The 16,271-nt window shown below is 50.1% G+C and carries 15 protein-coding genes; 2 read left to right on the forward strand and 13 right to left on the reverse strand.

Going from position 1 to position 16,271, the window contains the following annotated elements; all coding sequences use genetic code 11:
* Positions 1-56: 56 nt before the first annotated feature.
* The 3 genes from argF to B0X71_RS17235 are packed head-to-tail and all read right to left on the reverse strand — an operon-like array spanning position 57 to position 5,345.
* Positions 57-1,019, reverse strand: coding sequence for an ornithine carbamoyltransferase (gene argF, locus B0X71_RS17225; RefSeq protein WP_077590584.1), 963 nt, complete (start codon positions 1,017-1,019; stop codon positions 57-59).
* Positions 1,016-4,252: a carbamoyl-phosphate synthase (glutamine-hydrolyzing) large subunit gene (carB, locus tag B0X71_RS17230; protein ID WP_077590585.1), complete on the reverse strand. Its 3,237-nt coding sequence runs from the start codon at positions 4,250-4,252 to the stop codon at positions 1,016-1,018. Before carB ends, argF begins: the two co-directional genes overlap by 4 nt.
* Positions 4,245-5,345, reverse strand: a complete 1,101-nt coding sequence (locus B0X71_RS17235) for a carbamoyl phosphate synthase small subunit (protein WP_077590586.1) — start codon at positions 5,343-5,345, stop codon at positions 4,245-4,247. Before B0X71_RS17235 ends, carB begins: the two co-directional genes overlap by 8 nt.
* A 236-nt stretch (positions 5,346-5,581) precedes the next feature.
* Between B0X71_RS17235 and B0X71_RS17240 the strand changes: the two genes are divergently transcribed.
* Together B0X71_RS17240 and B0X71_RS17245 are read left to right on the forward strand one after the other, a co-directional pair.
* Positions 5,582-5,941 (forward strand): VOC family protein, encoded by a 360-nt coding sequence (locus B0X71_RS17240; RefSeq protein ID WP_077590587.1) that lies wholly within the window; start codon positions 5,582-5,584, stop codon positions 5,939-5,941.
* Positions 5,942-5,997: 56 nt separating this feature from the next.
* Positions 5,998-6,531, forward strand: coding sequence for a dihydrofolate reductase family protein (locus tag B0X71_RS17245; protein WP_156889910.1), 534 nt, complete (start codon positions 5,998-6,000; stop codon positions 6,529-6,531).
* Positions 6,532-6,738: 207 nt separating this feature from the next.
* Here the strand turns inward: B0X71_RS17245 and B0X71_RS17250 are convergent, their stop codons facing one another.
* The 10 genes from B0X71_RS17250 to B0X71_RS17295 form a co-directional block, all read right to left on the reverse strand.
* Positions 6,739-7,506 carry a creatininase family protein gene (locus B0X71_RS17250; RefSeq protein ID WP_077591060.1) on the reverse strand — a complete coding sequence of 256 codons (768 nt, stop codon included), beginning with the start codon at positions 7,504-7,506 and terminating at the stop codon, positions 6,739-6,741.
* Positions 7,507-8,168: 662 nt separating this feature from the next.
* Complete coding sequence (locus tag B0X71_RS17255; protein ID WP_077590589.1) at positions 8,169-8,924, reverse strand: creatininase family protein; 756 nt, start codon at positions 8,922-8,924, stop codon at positions 8,169-8,171.
* 48 nt (positions 8,925-8,972) lie between these two features.
* The gene (gene pcp / locus B0X71_RS17260) at positions 8,973-9,581 is read right to left on the reverse strand and encodes a pyroglutamyl-peptidase I (RefSeq protein ID WP_077590590.1); all 609 of its coding nucleotides are present in this window, start codon (positions 9,579-9,581) and stop codon (positions 8,973-8,975) included.
* Between the two features lie 244 nt (positions 9,582-9,825).
* Positions 9,826-10,800 carry an alpha/beta hydrolase gene (locus B0X71_RS17265; RefSeq protein WP_077590591.1) on the reverse strand — a complete coding sequence of 325 codons (975 nt, stop codon included), beginning with the start codon at positions 10,798-10,800 and terminating at the stop codon, positions 9,826-9,828.
* 257 nt (positions 10,801-11,057) lie between these two features.
* Positions 11,058-12,017 carry a bile acid:sodium symporter family protein gene (locus B0X71_RS17270; RefSeq protein WP_232336728.1) on the reverse strand — a complete coding sequence of 320 codons (960 nt, stop codon included), beginning with the start codon at positions 12,015-12,017 and terminating at the stop codon, positions 11,058-11,060.
* Positions 12,018-12,108: 91 nt separating this feature from the next.
* Positions 12,109-12,414, reverse strand: coding sequence for a Zn-ribbon domain-containing OB-fold protein (locus B0X71_RS17275; RefSeq protein ID WP_077590592.1), 306 nt, complete (start codon positions 12,412-12,414; stop codon positions 12,109-12,111).
* 4 nt (positions 12,415-12,418) lie between these two features.
* Entirely contained in the window at positions 12,419-13,552 is a 1,134-nt protein-coding gene (locus B0X71_RS17280) for a thiolase C-terminal domain-containing protein (protein ID WP_077590593.1), read from the reverse strand.
* A complete protein-coding gene (locus tag B0X71_RS17285) occupies positions 13,549-15,030 on the reverse strand; it encodes a class I adenylate-forming enzyme family protein (RefSeq protein ID WP_077590594.1) in 1,482 nt (493 codons plus the stop codon). The genes B0X71_RS17280 and B0X71_RS17285 overlap by 4 nt, the downstream gene beginning before the upstream one ends.
* Positions 14,981-15,517, reverse strand: a complete 537-nt coding sequence (locus tag B0X71_RS17290) for a PCC domain-containing protein (RefSeq protein ID WP_077590595.1) — start codon at positions 15,515-15,517, stop codon at positions 14,981-14,983. The genes B0X71_RS17285 and B0X71_RS17290 overlap by 50 nt, the downstream gene beginning before the upstream one ends.
* On the reverse strand, positions 15,510-16,259 hold the full coding sequence (locus tag B0X71_RS17295; RefSeq protein ID WP_077590596.1) for an SDR family NAD(P)-dependent oxidoreductase: 750 nt from the start codon (positions 16,257-16,259) through the stop codon (positions 15,510-15,512). Before B0X71_RS17295 ends, B0X71_RS17290 begins: the two co-directional genes overlap by 8 nt.
* Positions 16,260-16,271: the final 12 nt, after the last annotated feature.

Raw genomic sequence — 16,271 nt, forward strand, 5'->3', positions numbered from 1 at the left:
AAAAAGCGCTGCAGAGGCAGCGCTTTTTCTTACCCGGTCTTTCACTTATCTGTTGGTCAGCTCATCAGCGCCGTCATCAGCGCTTTCTGGGCGTGCAGCCGGTTTTCGGCCTGCTGGAACACGGCGGATCGCGTACCGTCGATCACTTCCGCGGTCACTTCTTCGCCGCGGTGAGCCGGCAGGCAGTGCAGGAAAACAGCGTCATGACGGGCAAGCGACAGCAGCCGGCTGTTTACCTGGAAACCGGCAAATGCCTGTTCGCGCACTTGCTGTTCGCTTTCCTGTCCCATGCTTGCCCAGACGTCCGTGTAGAGCACGTCGGCATTTTCCGCGGCTGCTTCCGGATCGGCCGTCACTTCCACCCCAGTGCCGTAGAACCGGGCAGCCAGTCGGGCCTGCTCTGTAACAGCCGAATCCGGCTGATAGCCGTCAGGTGCAGCAATGGTGACATCGATGCCCATCTTGGCAGCGCCGAGCATCAGTGAATGGGCCATATTGTTTCCGTCGCCGATGTAGGCAAGCTTGAGGCCTTTCAATCCGCCTTTCACTTCCTGGATCGTCAGCAGATCCGCAAGCACCTGGCAAGGATGGAATGAGTCTGTCAGGCCATTGATTACGGGAATGGACGCATTAGCCGCCAGCTCTTCCACCGTCCCGTGGGCGAATGTCCGGATCATGATGCCGTCCAGGTAACCGGACAGCACTTTTGCTGTGTCGATAATCGGTTCACCGCGTCCGATCTGGATGTCGCGGGAACTCAGGAACAGGCCAAGCCCGCCGAGTTGATAGATTCCCGCTTCAAACGAAATCCGCGTTCGGGTGGAGGATTTTTCGAAAATCATGCCCAGCGTCTTGCCTTTGAGCGGCTGGTCGACTTTCCCGGCCTGGCGCCGTTTTTTCAAATAAGCAGCCAAGTCGAGCAAATAGGCGATCTCCGCTTCACTGTAATCGGCGAGTGTCAGGAAATCCCGTCCCGCCAGCTGCTCGCGCATTCCTGTTTCTTTTGCATATGCATTCATTTAACCAGTTCCTCCTTCGTCTTATTCAGTCCCTTATCGGCCGTCAAATAATCCATGATGGTACGCGGCGCTTCGCTTTCCGTCATTGATGCTTCCAGGAAAGCAGCCAGCGTCTCCGGTGACGTCAGGCAAATGGTGTCCGTCTTGAGTGCGTCTTCCCGCAGCTGCCGGTGTATGTCCGTGCCAGAATGGAAATCACCGATCAGTCCAAAATGACCATCCAGACAGGCGGCACCTGCTTCTTCAACGCTCATCACCGCTTCTGTGGCAATGCCTGCATCCTGCAATTTAGCGGCAGTTTCTGCATCAGCCGTAATGGCTGCCGGCAGTCCGGCAATGAGTTGGGTCAATTCTTCCGGCAGCCGGTCACCGGCCGACAGGAAGATCCGCTGGTCCGCCGCTGCCTGGAACAGCCGGCCCGCTTTCCAGCCGAATGCTTTTGCCATCGCCGCTTCCACAGTCGATCCGAGACCGATCGCTTCACCGGTCGACTGCATTTCCGGTCCGAGGAACGGATCGACACCTGCGAGTTTATTGGTCGAAAATACCGGCATCTTCACCGCATAAAAGGAGCGGGGCTCATGAAGTCCGAGCTTCCAGCCCAGTTTACTGAGCGGCTGGCCCATCTGCACCCGGGTCGCGAGATCGATAAGCGGCACGCCTGTGACTTTACTGGCGATCGGTACGGTCCGTGATGCACGCGGATTCACTTCAAGGACGTACAGATCGTTCCGGTCCTCGCTGATCACGAACTGGATATTGATAATGCCTTTCAGATTCAATGCAGCTGATAGTTTCTGTGTATATTCGGTAATCGTTTTTTTCTGCTGTTCCGTCACATTCGGTGCCGGGAAGACCGCAACACTGTCACCTGAATGCACACCCGCTTTTTCGACATGTTCGAAAATCCCCGGAATGAGCACGTCTTCCCCGTCGCAGACAACGTCGATTTCCGCTTCAAAGCCGGTTACGAACCGGTCGACCAGCAGCGGGAAAATCCGCGCACCCGGCGCTTCCTGCTGCAGGTTTTCCACATAGGCCAATAGCTCCTCACGTTTCCGGATGATGGCCATGCCCCGGCCGCCGATGACATAGGAAGGGCGGATCAATACAGGATAGCCGATCTTTTCAGCTGCCTGTTCCGCTTCTGTGAGCGCCATAACGGTTTCACCCGGGATGTGGGGAATCGCCAGCTCCCTCAGCAGCCGGTAGAACTTATCGCGGTCCTCGACTGCTTCAATGGCAGACAAAGATGTGCCGCTGATCGTAAGTCCTGCCCCGCTTAACCCTTCTGCCAGGTTGATGGCCGTCTGGCCGCCGAATTGGACAAGCACCCCGTCCGCCTGTTCTTTCCGGGCGATATGCAGCACATCTTCTTCGGTCAGCGGTTCAAAATACAGATGATCCGCCGTGTTGAAATCGGTGCTGACGGTTTCAGGGTTGTTGTTGATGACAATCGCTTTGATCCCCTGTTCCTTGAGTGACATGGCTGCGTGGACCGAGCAGTAATCGAATTCCACACCTTGCCCGATGCGGATCGGGCCTGAACCGAGCACAATCATCTTCCGTCCGGCATTGAGCGGCTCCACTTCATCGAAGCCGTTCCACGCACTGTAGAAATAAGGCGTTTCCGCAGAAAATTCAGCCGCGCATGTATCCACCATCTTGTAGGCGGGGCGCATCTCCGACTGTTGGAACCGCTCCTGCACTTCCTTCACGGTTACGCCGAACAGATCAGCGAGCAGCCGGTCCGGAAACCCTTGCTGTTTTGCATTTCTCAAATCTGTCTCGGTTACGGAAAGCCAGTCCCGTCCACGCAGATTCTTCTCCGATTCGATCATGCCGGCAATTTCATGAAGGAAATAATGCGTGATTTCCGTGAGCTGATGCAGCTTGCCGACGGAATAGCCCCGGCGGAACGCTTCCGCAACCGCAAACAGGCGCTCATCTGTCGCATTCGTCAGCGCATGCTCGAGTTCATCATCCGAATAGCCAGCGAGTGCCGGCAGATGCAGATGCTCAACACCGATCTCAAGCGAACGCACGGCTTTATTCAGCGCAGCCGGGAAATTGCGGGCGAGCGCCATCACTTCCCCGGTCGCTTTCATCTGCGTGCCGAGCAGCCGGTCCGCATTGCTGAATTTATCGAACGGCCATCTCGGAATCTTGAAAGCAATATAGTCGATTGCCGGCTCAAAACTCGCGTATGTATGGCCGGTGATCGGATTCAGTACTTCGTCCAAGTGGTAACCGAGCGCAAGCTTTGCGGCAATCCGCGCAATCGGATAGCCTGTCGCTTTCGAGGCGAGCGCGCTCGACCGGCTGACGCGCGGATTTACTTCGATAATGACATAGTCATCACTGTCGGGATCGAGTGCAAACTGGATATTACATCCGCCAACGACGCCGAGTTCGCGGATGACTTTAAGCGACGCCGTCCGCAGCATCTGATACTGACGGTCGTTCAGCGTCTGGGACGGGGCCACAACGATACTGTCACCTGTATGCACACCGACCGGATCGATATTTTCCATATTACAGACGATGATGCACGTATCGTTCGCATCCCGCATGACTTCGTATTCGAGTTCCTTCCAGCCTTTCACACTCTGGTCGACAAGCACCTGGTGGATCGGACTTGCGTGCAGTCCTGTTTTCACGATTTTCTTCAGTTCCGTTTCATCCCGGGCGATTCCGCCGCCGCTTCCGCCGAGCGTATACGCAGGCCGGATGATGATCGGATAACCCGCTTCTTCTGCAAAACGGACTGCTTCCTCCACCGAGCTGGTCGTGATGCTCTCCGGCACCGGTTCATTGATTTCTTTCATCATCGCCTTGAAAATCTCCCGGTCTTCGCCTTTTTGGATCGTATCGAGCGGTGTACCGAGCAGCTCAACGCCGTATTGTTCGAGTACGCCCGCTTCTGACAGCTCAACAGCGAGATTCAGGCCCGTCTGCCCGCCGAGTGTCGGCAGGAGCCCATCCGGCCGTTCTTTTTCGATAATGGCGGTCAGTGATTCAAGCGTCAGTGGTTCCAAATACACCCGATCGGCAATATCCGGATCGGTCATGATCGTGGCTGGGTTGTTATTGACGAGCACGACTTCGATTCCTTCTTCCCGCAGCGCCAGGCAAGCCTGCGTGCCGGCATAATCGAATTCCGCCGCCTGTCCGATGACGATCGGTCCGGATCCGATTACAAGCACTGAATGAATATGTATCAGTTTAGGCATGGCGTTTCTCCTTTCCGACCGGAATAGTTCGCAGAAAATCGGTGAACACGCCGTACGTGTCGACCGGTCCCGGATGAGCCTCGGGGTGGAACTGGACGCCCATGACCGGTTTCGTCCGATGCATCAGTCCTTCCACGGACCGGTCGTTGACGTTGACGTGCGAGATCTGCCACTGGTCCGGTTCCACCGATTCCATGTCCACGACATAGCCATGGTTCTGGGACGTGATGAATACCTTGCCCGTCGTGAGATCTTTGACTGGATGATTGCTTCCTCTGTGTCCGTATGGCAGCCGTTCTGTCCGTCCGCCGTGCGAAAGTGCGATCAGCTGATGACCGAGGCAGATGCCGAGCGTCGGATATGTGTCGGTCACTTTTTTGATCGTTTCCGTCAAATGAGCCAAATCGGCCGGATTGCCCGGTCCGTTCGACAGCACAATACCGTCGGGCTGCAGACTGTCCACAACGTCCGGTGCCGTATCAAATGGAACGATCGTCACCCGGCAGCCTAGTTCCGCGAGCGTATGCGTGATGGAATGCTTGCAGCCGAAATCGTACACCACGACATGGGGATCGGACAGTTCAGACCAATTGCCAGATTTGGAAGATACGGTGGCCGTTTCCTGGATGGAGACTTTCCGGACCAGTTCCGGGTCAACGCTCTGCTGCACCGGAAAAGCTTCCGGGTCAGATGTGATCCGACCGTACACTTCGCCTTCCGAGCGGATGATCCGGGTCAATGCCCGCGTGTCGATGTCATATAAAGCCGGAATGTGATACCGGTTGATCATGTCCTCAAGTGTGAAATCCTGTTGAAAGTGATTCGGCGTCCGGCACGGGTGTGAGATGATCAATCCTGCCAGTGACGGTACCAGGCTTTCAAAATCCAAGTCGCTGAATCCGTAATTCCCGATCAGGGGATAGGTCATGGCGACAATCTGGCCGGCGTAAGATGGATCGGTCATCACTTCCTGATAGCCGGTCATCGCCGTATTGAATACCACTTCCCCTTCCGTAGCGTTTGTATCTCCAAGCCATTTTCCTTCGAGTACATCTCCTGTGCTCAATACAAGGTAACCTGTGATTTCTTCCATATATTCCGCTCCTTCCGAATCGCTTATCCTGCTGGCTGCATCATTAACGGTATATTTGAATTATTATGCATTACAACCAATAATAATTCAACACCTATCCCTGTTTTCTCTTAATCTTTTCTGATTTCATTCAAAATAAGAGAATAACAATGAGAAACAGCGGTTAAACTCGAGTATTCTGTCGTGTCGGCTTGGCTTATAATCAAGATGAGAGACAAAGCGAAAGGAAAAACAGCGTGTGGAAGAAAATTGAGTGCTCAGCCATCCATACGGAAGACATCGAACAATCGATTGCGTTCTATTCGTCACTCGGACTTACCAAAGCATGGGAAACGTTCCAGGATGAAGACCGGAAATGGCGGCTTGTCGGGATGCGGTTTCCGGAAGGCGAAACCGAACTGGTATTGAAGGACAATCCGGATTTGAAGTTTGCGGAGACTGAAATCATGGTGGAAGATGTGCGGGAACTATATGAATCATTATGCCCTAATCCCGCTGTCCGGTGGATCCGGGAACCTTTCCCGAACTCACTCGGCGGTCATGTCGCCGTCATGCGGGCGCCGGACGGCAATGTATTCGTGCTCGTGGGCGGGTGACATCTGAAATTGTCCAGCGATCCAGCAGGGCGAAATTGAAAATGGAGGAATGTATAGTGGATACACAGCGAAGCGTAGTGTTTTACGGAGCCATCACTGTTGACGGCTACCTGGCGCGGGAAAATCACTCCCTCGACTGGCTGTTCGGAACCGAAGGCGAAGATGAAAGCAGTTATCCTGAATTCAGCAAGACGATCGACACGCAGATCATGGGCCGGGAAACATACGAGCAAGTGCTGCTCCTGTCCCCTGAAGGTTTGCCGGACGACGGCATGAAACATTACGTCTTCTCCCGGACACGCAATAATGACCCGGAGGCGCCTGTCGAATTCGTGCAGGGTGATATTCCCGCATTCGTCCGGAAACTGAAAACGGAACCCGGCAAGAAGATCTGGGTGGTCGGCGGCGGCAAGATTCTCCGGCCGCTCCTCGAAGCGGAACTCATCGACGAATTCGTCATCCAGCTTGCCCCGGCGCTCATCGGCCGCGGCATTCCGCTTTTCCTGCCAGGTGATTACGACAGCCGGCTCGAACTCATCGATGTCCGGCGGTTCGGCCAGTTTGCGGAAGTTGTTTATCGGCTGAAATAGAAATGGGACAAAAAGCCGTCAAAAAAGAATCGGCCGCTTCAGACAAAAGTTGCTGCCAGGAATTCGGACAGACTGCAATATGCCTGCTCTTGCTTTAATGCGCTGCGCTTTTACGGAAGCCGGTTTGTTCAGGGAACCGGTTTTTTCGCTTATCAAAAAAAACGGCAGCAGACGGTTTCAGTTCTGCTGCCGGTTTCATAGCATGGATCACCGGATTTCATTGCCCGATTGCTTGCGTGTATACGCCTCATCAAGAAAAGCTGCCAATCCTTTGCACCGGGCAGCGATAAATGTCGTCCAGAAGGTCTTGCCCATTTCAGCCAGTTCCTCACGGGAATGACTGCCCGCTGTGAACTTCCCCCAATTGCCGTCTTCGGTCAATTGGTTCCACGGCAAATAATCAGCGAACGCACGGTTTACCGGCGGAATATCCGACCCCATCGATTCAAGCGTAACGAGTTCCGGACACAGCCACATTGCGGTGCAGACAGATAAAGTGCCGCCATGCATCTCGTCGAGCCCCTCCAGTCCGGCTGCCTGAAGCGCAGCTTCCCACCCTGCCCGGTCATTATGATGAGGAGCGATGACAATCAGTTCCGGATACTTGAAATTGACATGTTTTACGAAAGCCGCTTCCCAGTACGCACCGCCATGGCCATTGCACAGAACGAATTTCCGGAATCCCTGCCGGCTCAGATTTACAATGATCTCCTCCAGCATAGCCGTCAGCACGGTGGGACTGACCGTGACCGTCCCTTTGAAAGCCGCATGTTCTTCCGATGTATTGAAAGGCAGGACCGGCAGAACATAAGCACCCAGGGTTTCACCGAACGCTTCCGCATACCGTTCAGCGATCAATGTATCAAGATGCATCGGCAAATACGGACCGAACTGCTCCGTGGCGCCGACGGATATGATCGCAGTATCCGTTCCGCTTTCCCGTACTTGATTTGTGGAATTTTTATAATTCAGCATGGGCATCCTCTCACTCTCCAATGTTCTTCTCACCGGTTATTCAGAAGCCTTTCTCAATTAAAGCCCAATTTCAGCTTTGCAGCGGACTGGTGAACAGCAGAAAGTGGTGGGCAGTTCACTAACAGCCCCTGTGCTGCTGCCACTCGTAAATCGGGAGTGTATTACTTATTGTTTAAATTCAATCTGTGTTATGTTGAACCTGCAAGTATATACTTGCATCTTTCTCGCTATCATTTCCTAAAGCCTATGCAATGAAATGTGCATAGGAAAAGGGCAAAGAGAGGCGGAAAGGGATGTCTATCGAGGGTGCACCCTTGATAGGCATTTTTTCGTTCCCCTTCTTAGTCGAATTGTTAAGCAATCAAGTACTGGCGCAGGTGCGGTTCAATGGAATTAATTATGTGATTAACACCCGGTTTAACATTGCTTTCAGCAACAGTTCAGCAACCTTCCAATCATGGTTGCCAAGTTGTTATTCCCTTTATTAATACGCCTGTTAAAACCTATGCGTTTTGTCGGCGAGTGTTAATTACCGACATTTAAATTCCCGCTAATCCAGTTGCGGATTAACGGGGTAATCAGGGCATTATTCCGGCTTTTTGCCGTTCAACTGACGGGTTAATCTCTGTGATCCGCCTTTTACTTATGCTGTCCATCATTCTCTAATTCATTTTCCGGGCATACGCTTCCTCGACATATTCTTTAAGGCCGTCGCATTTCCAAGCTGTATAAGCGGTCCAGAACTTCTCGCCTTTTTCCGCCAGTTCTTCTTTTGAATATTCACCGGCCGTGAATTTTCCCCAGTTGCCGCTGCCGCCGGTCAGTTTTTCCCAAGGAACATGATCGATGAATTTGAGGTGCTCGGCCGGCACATCCGACCCCATCGACTCCAGCGTGACGAGTTCCGGACACAGCCACATCGCCGTACACACGGACAACAGCCCACCGTGCATCTCCTTCAGCTCTTCCAGTCCGGCAGCTTCCTTCGCAACCGCCTGTGCTTCCTCGTCCCGGTAAGGCGGCGCCATCATGAGCAGTTCCGGATATTTGAAGTTCATCTGTTTTACGAAAGCCGGTTCCCAATACGCGCCGCCATGCCCGCTACAAATGATGAATTTTCTGAACCCCTGCCTGTGCAGGTTCATAATGATTTCTTCCAGCAGGCTCATGATCACGCCCGGACTGATGGTGACCGTACCTTTAAGGCTCGCATGTTCTTCGGATGTATTGAACGGAAGCGCGGGCAGCACATAGCCGCCCAGCGCATTTCCGTACGCTTCCGCAAGCTGCCCCACGATCAGCGTATCGATATGCATCGGCAAATACGGGCCGAATTGCTCTGTCGCCCCGATTGGAATGATGACCGTGTCCGTTCCGCTGTCCGCCACTTCCGTCGTGGAATTTCTGTAACTCAGCATGGCAATCCTCACTTTCTGCGGATTTTCATCTCTGTTTCTCCCGGTTCGCTATTGTTCCGCCAGTTCCTCGATGCAGATCTCGACGCCCCGCTTCAGGTCGTCGTGCGACCAGCTCGGGATATTGCCGTGCTGGATGGCCAATGCGTGGGATGCCGGGATATGGATGAACCCGGACGGCATTTCCGGTTTTTCCGTCCTGGCGTAATGCAGCCCTTCGTACATGACGTTATTGCACAGATATGTGCCCGCCGTGTTCGAGACTTCCGCCGGCAAGCCGAGTTCGAGCAGCCGATCGACCATGGCGCGGACCGGGAGCGTCGACAGATACGCCGGTTCCCCGCCGGCACGGATCGGTTCATCGACCGGTTTATTGCCTTCATTGTCGGGAGCGCCATCTTTGAAATTGATCGCAATGCGTTCCGGTGTGATCTTGAACCGGCCGCCCGCCAGTCCCAAGGAAATGACGGCATCCGGATCCGTCTCCCGAATATGCGCCAGCAATTGCTCTCCGGATGCGTTAAAATCCACCGTCAAAATCTTGCCGACGATTTTATAGCCGCCGATTGTCCGGCCGTCGAGTTCCTCCACGATCCGCATCGTCGGATTTAAAGTGAAGTTTAAAAACGGTTCGAATCCGGTCAGTAATAATGTTTTCATAATCTATTCCCCCAGTTGTTATTCGCTATTGCATCCGTTCCGGTCTTCGCCAGCCGCTGACGCTTCCCAGTTTATTTCGGAGCGCTTCATTGATCGTGTCTTCAAATCATAATCATCTGCCTTGTTATCGAGTAAAGATAGAACAATAATTTTATTTTATAATAAATCCACTTCCCGCAGGGATCTTTCTAAATACTTCCACCGCAAGGTTATGAACTTATCTACATTCAACCGAGACAACACCTTAAATCATAGTTGTTTTCATAAGAAAAAATACCTGCTCCAAAAGGGAACAGGCGCACCATTGACCGTTGCTTGATAATTGCGTTTCCTGACTGCTTCCCAGGAACTGATACATATATTCCATCGCGTGCGGAAGCGCCGCGCGCCAGACCCGCCATTCGTGGTCGCCTTCCACGACATGGTATTCCACCAGTGCCGGCTGCAGCTCATGCAGTGTCTGGTAAAGCGCTTTTGCATGCGGTTCGACGCCATGCCGGTCCCGGTCGCCGGTCAGGATGTAGAGCGGTACCCGCATCCGTTCGGCTACATAGTCATCGAGCAGGCGCACGTAACTGAGTGCATCCCATTTTTCCGGATCGAATTGCCCGTTCTCACCCATAAACGTCGGATGCCGAAGCGCAGTTGAAGTGGCGGGCGGCCGGGGCGCATAGACGGCCGGACTCAATGCCGCAGCTGCTGCGAATAGATCCGGCCGGTCCAGGATGAAATTGACGGTGCCGTATCCGCCGGCGGACAGGCCCGCGATCAGCCGGCTGTCCCGTTCCGGAATCGTGCGCCACATCCCGTCGATATGCGGAATCAGCTCATCGACAAAAGCGGTTCCCGCCCGTTCGTTATAGCCATCGATCCACCAGTCCCTGCTGCCCGGCATGACGATAATCGACGGCGGAATCTCGCCGCTTTCAATCAGCCGGTCCGCCGTCTTTTTCACATTCCCCCGCTCCACCCAATTGTGTTCATTGCCGAACGAGCCATGAAGCAGGTAAAGGACGGGGTAGTGTTTCTCCGACTCATCGTATTCTTCCGGTATGTAAATGTTGTAGTTATAACCCCTGCCGAGGACCTCCGACTGGAACGTCCGATGAAGGACTGTGCCGCCGTCTGCCGCCTGGATGAAATGCCAGGCGCCTACACCGCTGAGCACCAAAAACGAAACCAGCCCAGACAGCAAAAGGAATGACAGCCGCTGAACCATATGCTTCCCTCCTATGTGCATTTGAAATCTACCGCCTACTTTAAACCATGAGAAAGCAAGAGGCAACCAAGGTGCAGAGAGTCATATTAATATTTAATTCAATTGCAAATGGTAAATAATGCATTTTAATTCTCCAGATGGAATCCTAATATATATCCATCCAAGCTATTTTACTTCCACCATTCGACTTAACATGCCGATCTATAAACTTTAAAAAATGTCGTGCTAACTCTGCCTCACTTTCTTGCGCTCGAAAATTAAAAATCATTTTTAATTATTTTGTTTGCAGGCAATTGTATTTCTACTGTACTAAAGTAATTAGCAATTAATGCCCCAATCGAAAGGTTAAATATCATATTCACAATAGGAGCAATTGTTCCGACTGTCCCTATAAACTGCAAGGCTAAAATAGCAGCAAGCGCAGTATTGCATAATCCTACTTGAAATAAAGCAGCCCTTGCGTCTGCTTCATCCATCTTAAGCGCTTTTGCAATATAATAAGCAGCCCCCATCGGGAAAGTCACTTGAATAAATGTTGCCAGGGCAACAAGCGGGATTGAATTGATCTCTAAAGCAATCGCTTCTTTACCGCTTCCTACGATCACATGGACAATTAACAATAATGCTACAGAGGAACCCAACTTAGTGATCGGCTTTGAATAAACGCCTAATTGGGGAACAATCCGCTGAATGATTAAACCAATCGTCAAAGGGATTACTACAATAAGGGAAAAAGCTTTTAGTAAAGCTAAAAAAGATATAGTGATTTCCCCTTCCCCAAGACCAGCAACTGATAGCGGCGTAATAATAGGACTTATAGCAACATCTAATAAAGATGCTGCGATGACAAGGGAAGTATTGCCTCCTGCTAAAAAGGTATAGACCGTTGCAGCGGTAGCGCTGGGAACCGTACCCGCTAATATCAGCCCGGCTGCAATTTCTGGTTTATTGGAAAAGAAAACGTAAGCTAACCCTAAAGAGGTAGATACTGTTAGTGTCCATTTAAGCATGGTTATCAGCACTAATTCCCGTTTTTTCTTCCGAATGTCTTTAAATGCCTCAATGTTTGTCGATAAACCTGTGAAGAAGATCACCACTCCCAGAAGGAAACTGGGAATCCAGGAAGACACTTGCCAATAAAAAGGAGAGAAGTAAGTACTAATTGCCATAACTACAATGAGAATAGGTAATCTTTTAGACACAAATTTAATCAGCACACATACTTCGCTCCTTCTCAATCAATTTTTGCTGAATATAGATATAAAGTGTTGTTTTACAAAAGAACTAAAAGCAAAAATCCCTCATTAATCATTGAGGGATTTTTTCGTACACATAAGCACCTTGATCGATCTGCTTTAATGTAACGGCATCTCCTATTGCAACATCTTCCTTTATCCGTGTTGTTATCTTTGCAGTAGATTCATCAAGGTCTACCAGCACTACATTATATGGAGCAAGCGCTGCAAACTCAGCAGGGGGAACATGGATCTTTGTATAGCTATACACTGTTCCTCGGTCAGAAATCTCTTTTTCCTCAAATTCGCTGCTGCCGCACTCTGCACAAAAATACTTTTTAGTAATGGATTCACTTCCGCAACATTTATAGATTTTCACGCGATTACACCCTTTCCAGAATATGGACCGTCGAATAGGAACCCGTTCCGCCTAAATTTTGAGCCAATGCCAACCGAGGGTTGTTCACTACTTGATTTGCTGCATTGCCGCGAAGCTGACGTACCAGTTGATAAATTTGAGCGATTCCAGTCGCACCTATTGGATGACCGCGGGACAATAAGCCGCCACTTGTATTGACTGGTTTTTCACCGTTTACTTTGGTTCGTCCTTCTTCTACAGCTTTCCAGCCTTCCAATTTTCCAAAAAAGCCAAGTTCTTCTGTTGCAATGATCTCCGTCATCGAAAAGCAGTCATGGATTTCCACTACATCAATATCCTCTGGACCAAGTCCTGCTTTTTCGTACGCTAGTCGACCCGATTCACCGATTGCCGGCACAGATAGCAAATCCACGGCATCCTGCATTCTGGTTGGACCGGAAACCTGTGAACTTGCCCGTACATGGATAGGAGACTTTTTGCGGGAAATGACTACTGCCGCAGCTCCATCTGTCATTGGTGAACAATCGAACAGGCCAAGTGGGTCTGTAATCATGCGGGCATTCATGATCTCTTCCAAACTTGTTGGCTTAGGGAACTGGGCAAGCGGGTTATTAACACCGTTTTCCCGGTTTTTTAATGCTACACGAGCTAAATGTTCTTTAGTGGCGCCGGTCTCATAAAAATACCGATTTGCCAGTACACCGAAAAAGCCAGGGAAAGTCAGACCGGCATCTTTTTCAGTAGTAGTTGTATCCATCGCTGCATTAATAGCTTGTGTGACGTCCGGTGTAGAAGCATGTTTCATTTTTTCAGCACCCGCAACGAGAACCGTCTCATATTCTCCGCTCAATATACCGAGCAGCCCTTGCCGGAACGCTATTCCACCCGATGCACAAGCTCCCTCCACTTTTGTAGACGGAATATAACCGAGGCCTAACTCATTCGCAAGAATCGCGCCAAGAATCTCCTGATTGGAAATACTGCCGCCCATGAAGTTCCCAACAAATACTGCATCTATTTTGGGATTTCCCGCTTCATTTAAAGCTTCAACACTTGCTTGAAGCAACAAATCTTTTAATGAAGCGTCCAGTTTACCGAATTTAGTCATTCCAATGCCGTGAATATAGACATTAGTCATTTGCTCACCTCCACATGTTGTTGTTTCATTTCCCGCTTCAGGATTTTACCGTATGAACTTTTCGGGAGCTCATCCACTATAAATATTTCTTTCGGTTTTTTAAAACTGGCCAAGTTCTCTTTACAAAGTTCAATCAATTGCTCTGATGTCACTTCTTCCTTACCATTTGGCACTACGAAGGCGATGACATTCTCACCCCATTTATCATCCGGCACTCCAATGACGCAAGTCTCCTTGACACCTCTATGAAGATTCAATACTTCTTCAACTTCCCGAGGATAGATATTGACACCGCCTGAGATGATCACGTCCTTCTTGCGGTCTACAATATAAAGGAAACCTTGAGCGTCGCGCCAGCCTAAATCCCCTGTGTATAACCATCCATCCCGCAATGTTTCATTTGTCGCCTTTTCGTTATTCCAGTAACCTTTCATTACCAGTGAACCTTTTGCGATAATTTCACCAACCTCTCCATGAGGCACTTCATTTTGTTCATCATCGACAATTTTCACATCGACGAAGATACCAATACGACCACAGGATTCAAGGCGGTTTTTTATCTCTTTACGAGGCATCATGGTGATGCACATCGGCGCTTCTACCTGGCCATATGTTTCGACGAAAATTTCGCCCGCCTTATCCAAAGCTTCCTGGAGTTTGCTGGCTGCGATCGGCGAACCCGCCATATTAATGGACTTCACGGTCGCTAGTTTCGTAGCATCGAAATTAGGATGTTGAATCATTAGATTGACCATAGTAGGCACAAGGAATAACACAGAAACTTTATCCTCAGAAAGCGAATCCAAAAATTCTTCCGGTTCAAATTTGCTGTAGATGATCTGTGTCAATCCGTAAAGCCATGAAACATGACTTAAGAAGTTTGCTCCATGCGTCAACGGGGCCACATGCCCGATAATGTCGTCATAATTCACTTCACACACTTGGGCCAGGGACACAGCGCCTGAAATGATATTCCGGTGAGAGAGCATGACTCCTTTTGGATTTCCCGTCGTTCCTGATGTGTACATGATTGCAAATAAATCATCTTCATCCACTTCTGCAATATATTCCTGTCCAATAAACCTATTTAACGTATTCTCATACGCATCACCAATGTATAGAGAGCGTATATCCAGCTCAGTAGCATCGATTAAAACCTGATCTCCCATCAGCAGACTTAATCCGGCGTCTTTAATCATATATTCATGCTCTTTTGGATGTAACCGGTAATTGAGCGGAACTTTCACCAATCCGGCAAGTGCAACGGCAACATCAAGTTCAATATGCTCTAACCGGTTTGACATCAGCACACCAATCCGCGCCCCTTTTTCAAACCCTGCATCTCGAAAGTAAGCGGAAAGCGCTTTTGCTCGATTGATGAATTCCTGGTACGTGAATGTGCGGTTTTCGTCCTTTACTGCAATCTTTTCAGGATAGGCGTTCGCCGATTTTAGTGCTAACTGCCCCAGAGTCTCCATTTTCTGCCCCCTCCTTGCTGTAAAATGAAAATATCGGCGCCTGCCAATATGGATCCACTCCACGTTGTAAACGCACGTTTTCTATTGGGAATATAATAAATTCCACTGTCACCGCAGTTGGATTTTCTCCGTCCAAAAAATGTCCTCCTGTTATTTGCTGATCACAATCAACGACCATTCCATGAAAATGCACGTCAAGCTCTCCATCTTCCCCTGTTCCTACAAAACCTGATCCTGAAAGAATTTCTACAGCAGAACCCGTTTGTTTTTTCCCAGAGTAGCGAACTAAACCCGGCTCGTCGCCACGTATGATCTGCAAATATGTTGCATACTGCAGTGACCCTAAACATTGAAATTGAGCAGCCCCCACTTTGAAGTGCCGACATACTTCTTTTATTCCTTCGAATAAATCAACATCTTTCATCAGTCTTCCGACAATCCGGTTCCATGATTCATCGCGCACTGCCTGAATCCGATTATTATCCAATGCTTATGCCCCCATCCACTTTAAGAACTTGAGAAGTCGTATATCCTGCTCCTCTAGAAGCAAAGTAAAGGACTGCTTCTGCAATATCACTCGGTTCGCCCATCCGGTCAATTACTTGCCCGCCGGTATCGTATGCAACGCCAGCCGTGATAGCCGTTGCTGTCGCACCAGGTGCAACCGAGTTGCATGTAATGCCGTACTTACCTAATTCTTTTGCCACCCATCTGGTCAGTGCAATAACACCTCCTTTTGAAGCGGCATATGCAGGGCCTGAACGCCCGTTTTTTTCCTCTCCTGATACAACGCCACCGTTGATTCCCGAGACAGAACTGATGTTTACAATACGTCCGTATCCCGCTTCTTTCATATGAGGATAGACAACAGCCTGTGTAAACAAGAAGGTCGCTTTTAAATTTGTGTTTAAATCCCGATCCCACATTTCGAGCGTCATATCCTCGAGGTCCAATCGGCTGCACGTTCCAGCATTGTTCACTAATATATGAACTTCTCCATACTTTTCAATCGTTCTGTTAACAACCGCCTTCACAAATTTCGGGTCTTTAATATCACCAAGGCATTCTAAATAATCCGTTCCCTGTTCAAAAGAATTTATTGTCTTCCCGCAAGCATTTAAATCCACTAGAACGATTTTTGCTCCTTCTTTTGCTAATTGCAGAGCTACTTCTTGTCCAATCCCACTAGCAGCACCGGTTATAATTGCTACATCATCTTTGAATTTCATTTATATTTGCCT

The organism is Planococcus lenghuensis, assembly GCF_001999905.1.
In the GTDB taxonomy this organism is placed as follows: domain Bacteria; phylum Bacillota; class Bacilli; order Bacillales_A; family Planococcaceae; genus Indiicoccus; species Indiicoccus lenghuensis.

Excerpts from the sequence above, each read along its gene's own strand:
- argF (WP_077590584.1), bottom strand. The coding sequence starts at position 1,019 with ATGAATGCATATGCAAAAGAAACAGGAATGCGCGAGCAGCTGGCGGGA.
- carB (WP_077590585.1), bottom strand. The coding sequence starts at position 4,252 with ATGCCTAAACTGATACATATTCATTCAGTGCTTGTAATCGGATCCGGA.
- B0X71_RS17235 (WP_077590586.1), bottom strand. The coding sequence starts at position 5,345 with ATGGAAGAAATCACAGGTTACCTTGTATTGAGCACAGGAGATGTACTC.
- B0X71_RS17250 (WP_077591060.1), bottom strand. The coding sequence starts at position 7,506 with ATGCTGAATTATAAAAATTCCACAAATCAAGTACGGGAAAGCGGAACG.
- B0X71_RS17255 (WP_077590589.1), bottom strand. The coding sequence starts at position 8,924 with ATGCTGAGTTACAGAAATTCCACGACGGAAGTGGCGGACAGCGGAACG.
- pcp (WP_077590590.1), bottom strand. The coding sequence starts at position 9,581 with ATGAAAACATTATTACTGACCGGATTCGAACCGTTTTTAAACTTCACT.
- B0X71_RS17265 (WP_077590591.1), bottom strand. The coding sequence starts at position 10,800 with ATGGTTCAGCGGCTGTCATTCCTTTTGCTGTCTGGGCTGGTTTCGTTT.
- B0X71_RS17280 (WP_077590593.1), bottom strand. The coding sequence starts at position 13,552 with ATGACTAATGTCTATATTCACGGCATTGGAATGACTAAATTCGGTAAA.
- B0X71_RS17285 (WP_077590594.1), bottom strand. The coding sequence starts at position 15,030 with ATGGAGACTCTGGGGCAGTTAGCACTAAAATCGGCGAACGCCTATCCT.
- B0X71_RS17295 (WP_077590596.1), bottom strand. The coding sequence starts at position 16,259 with ATGAAATTCAAAGATGATGTAGCAATTATAACCGGTGCTGCTAGTGGG.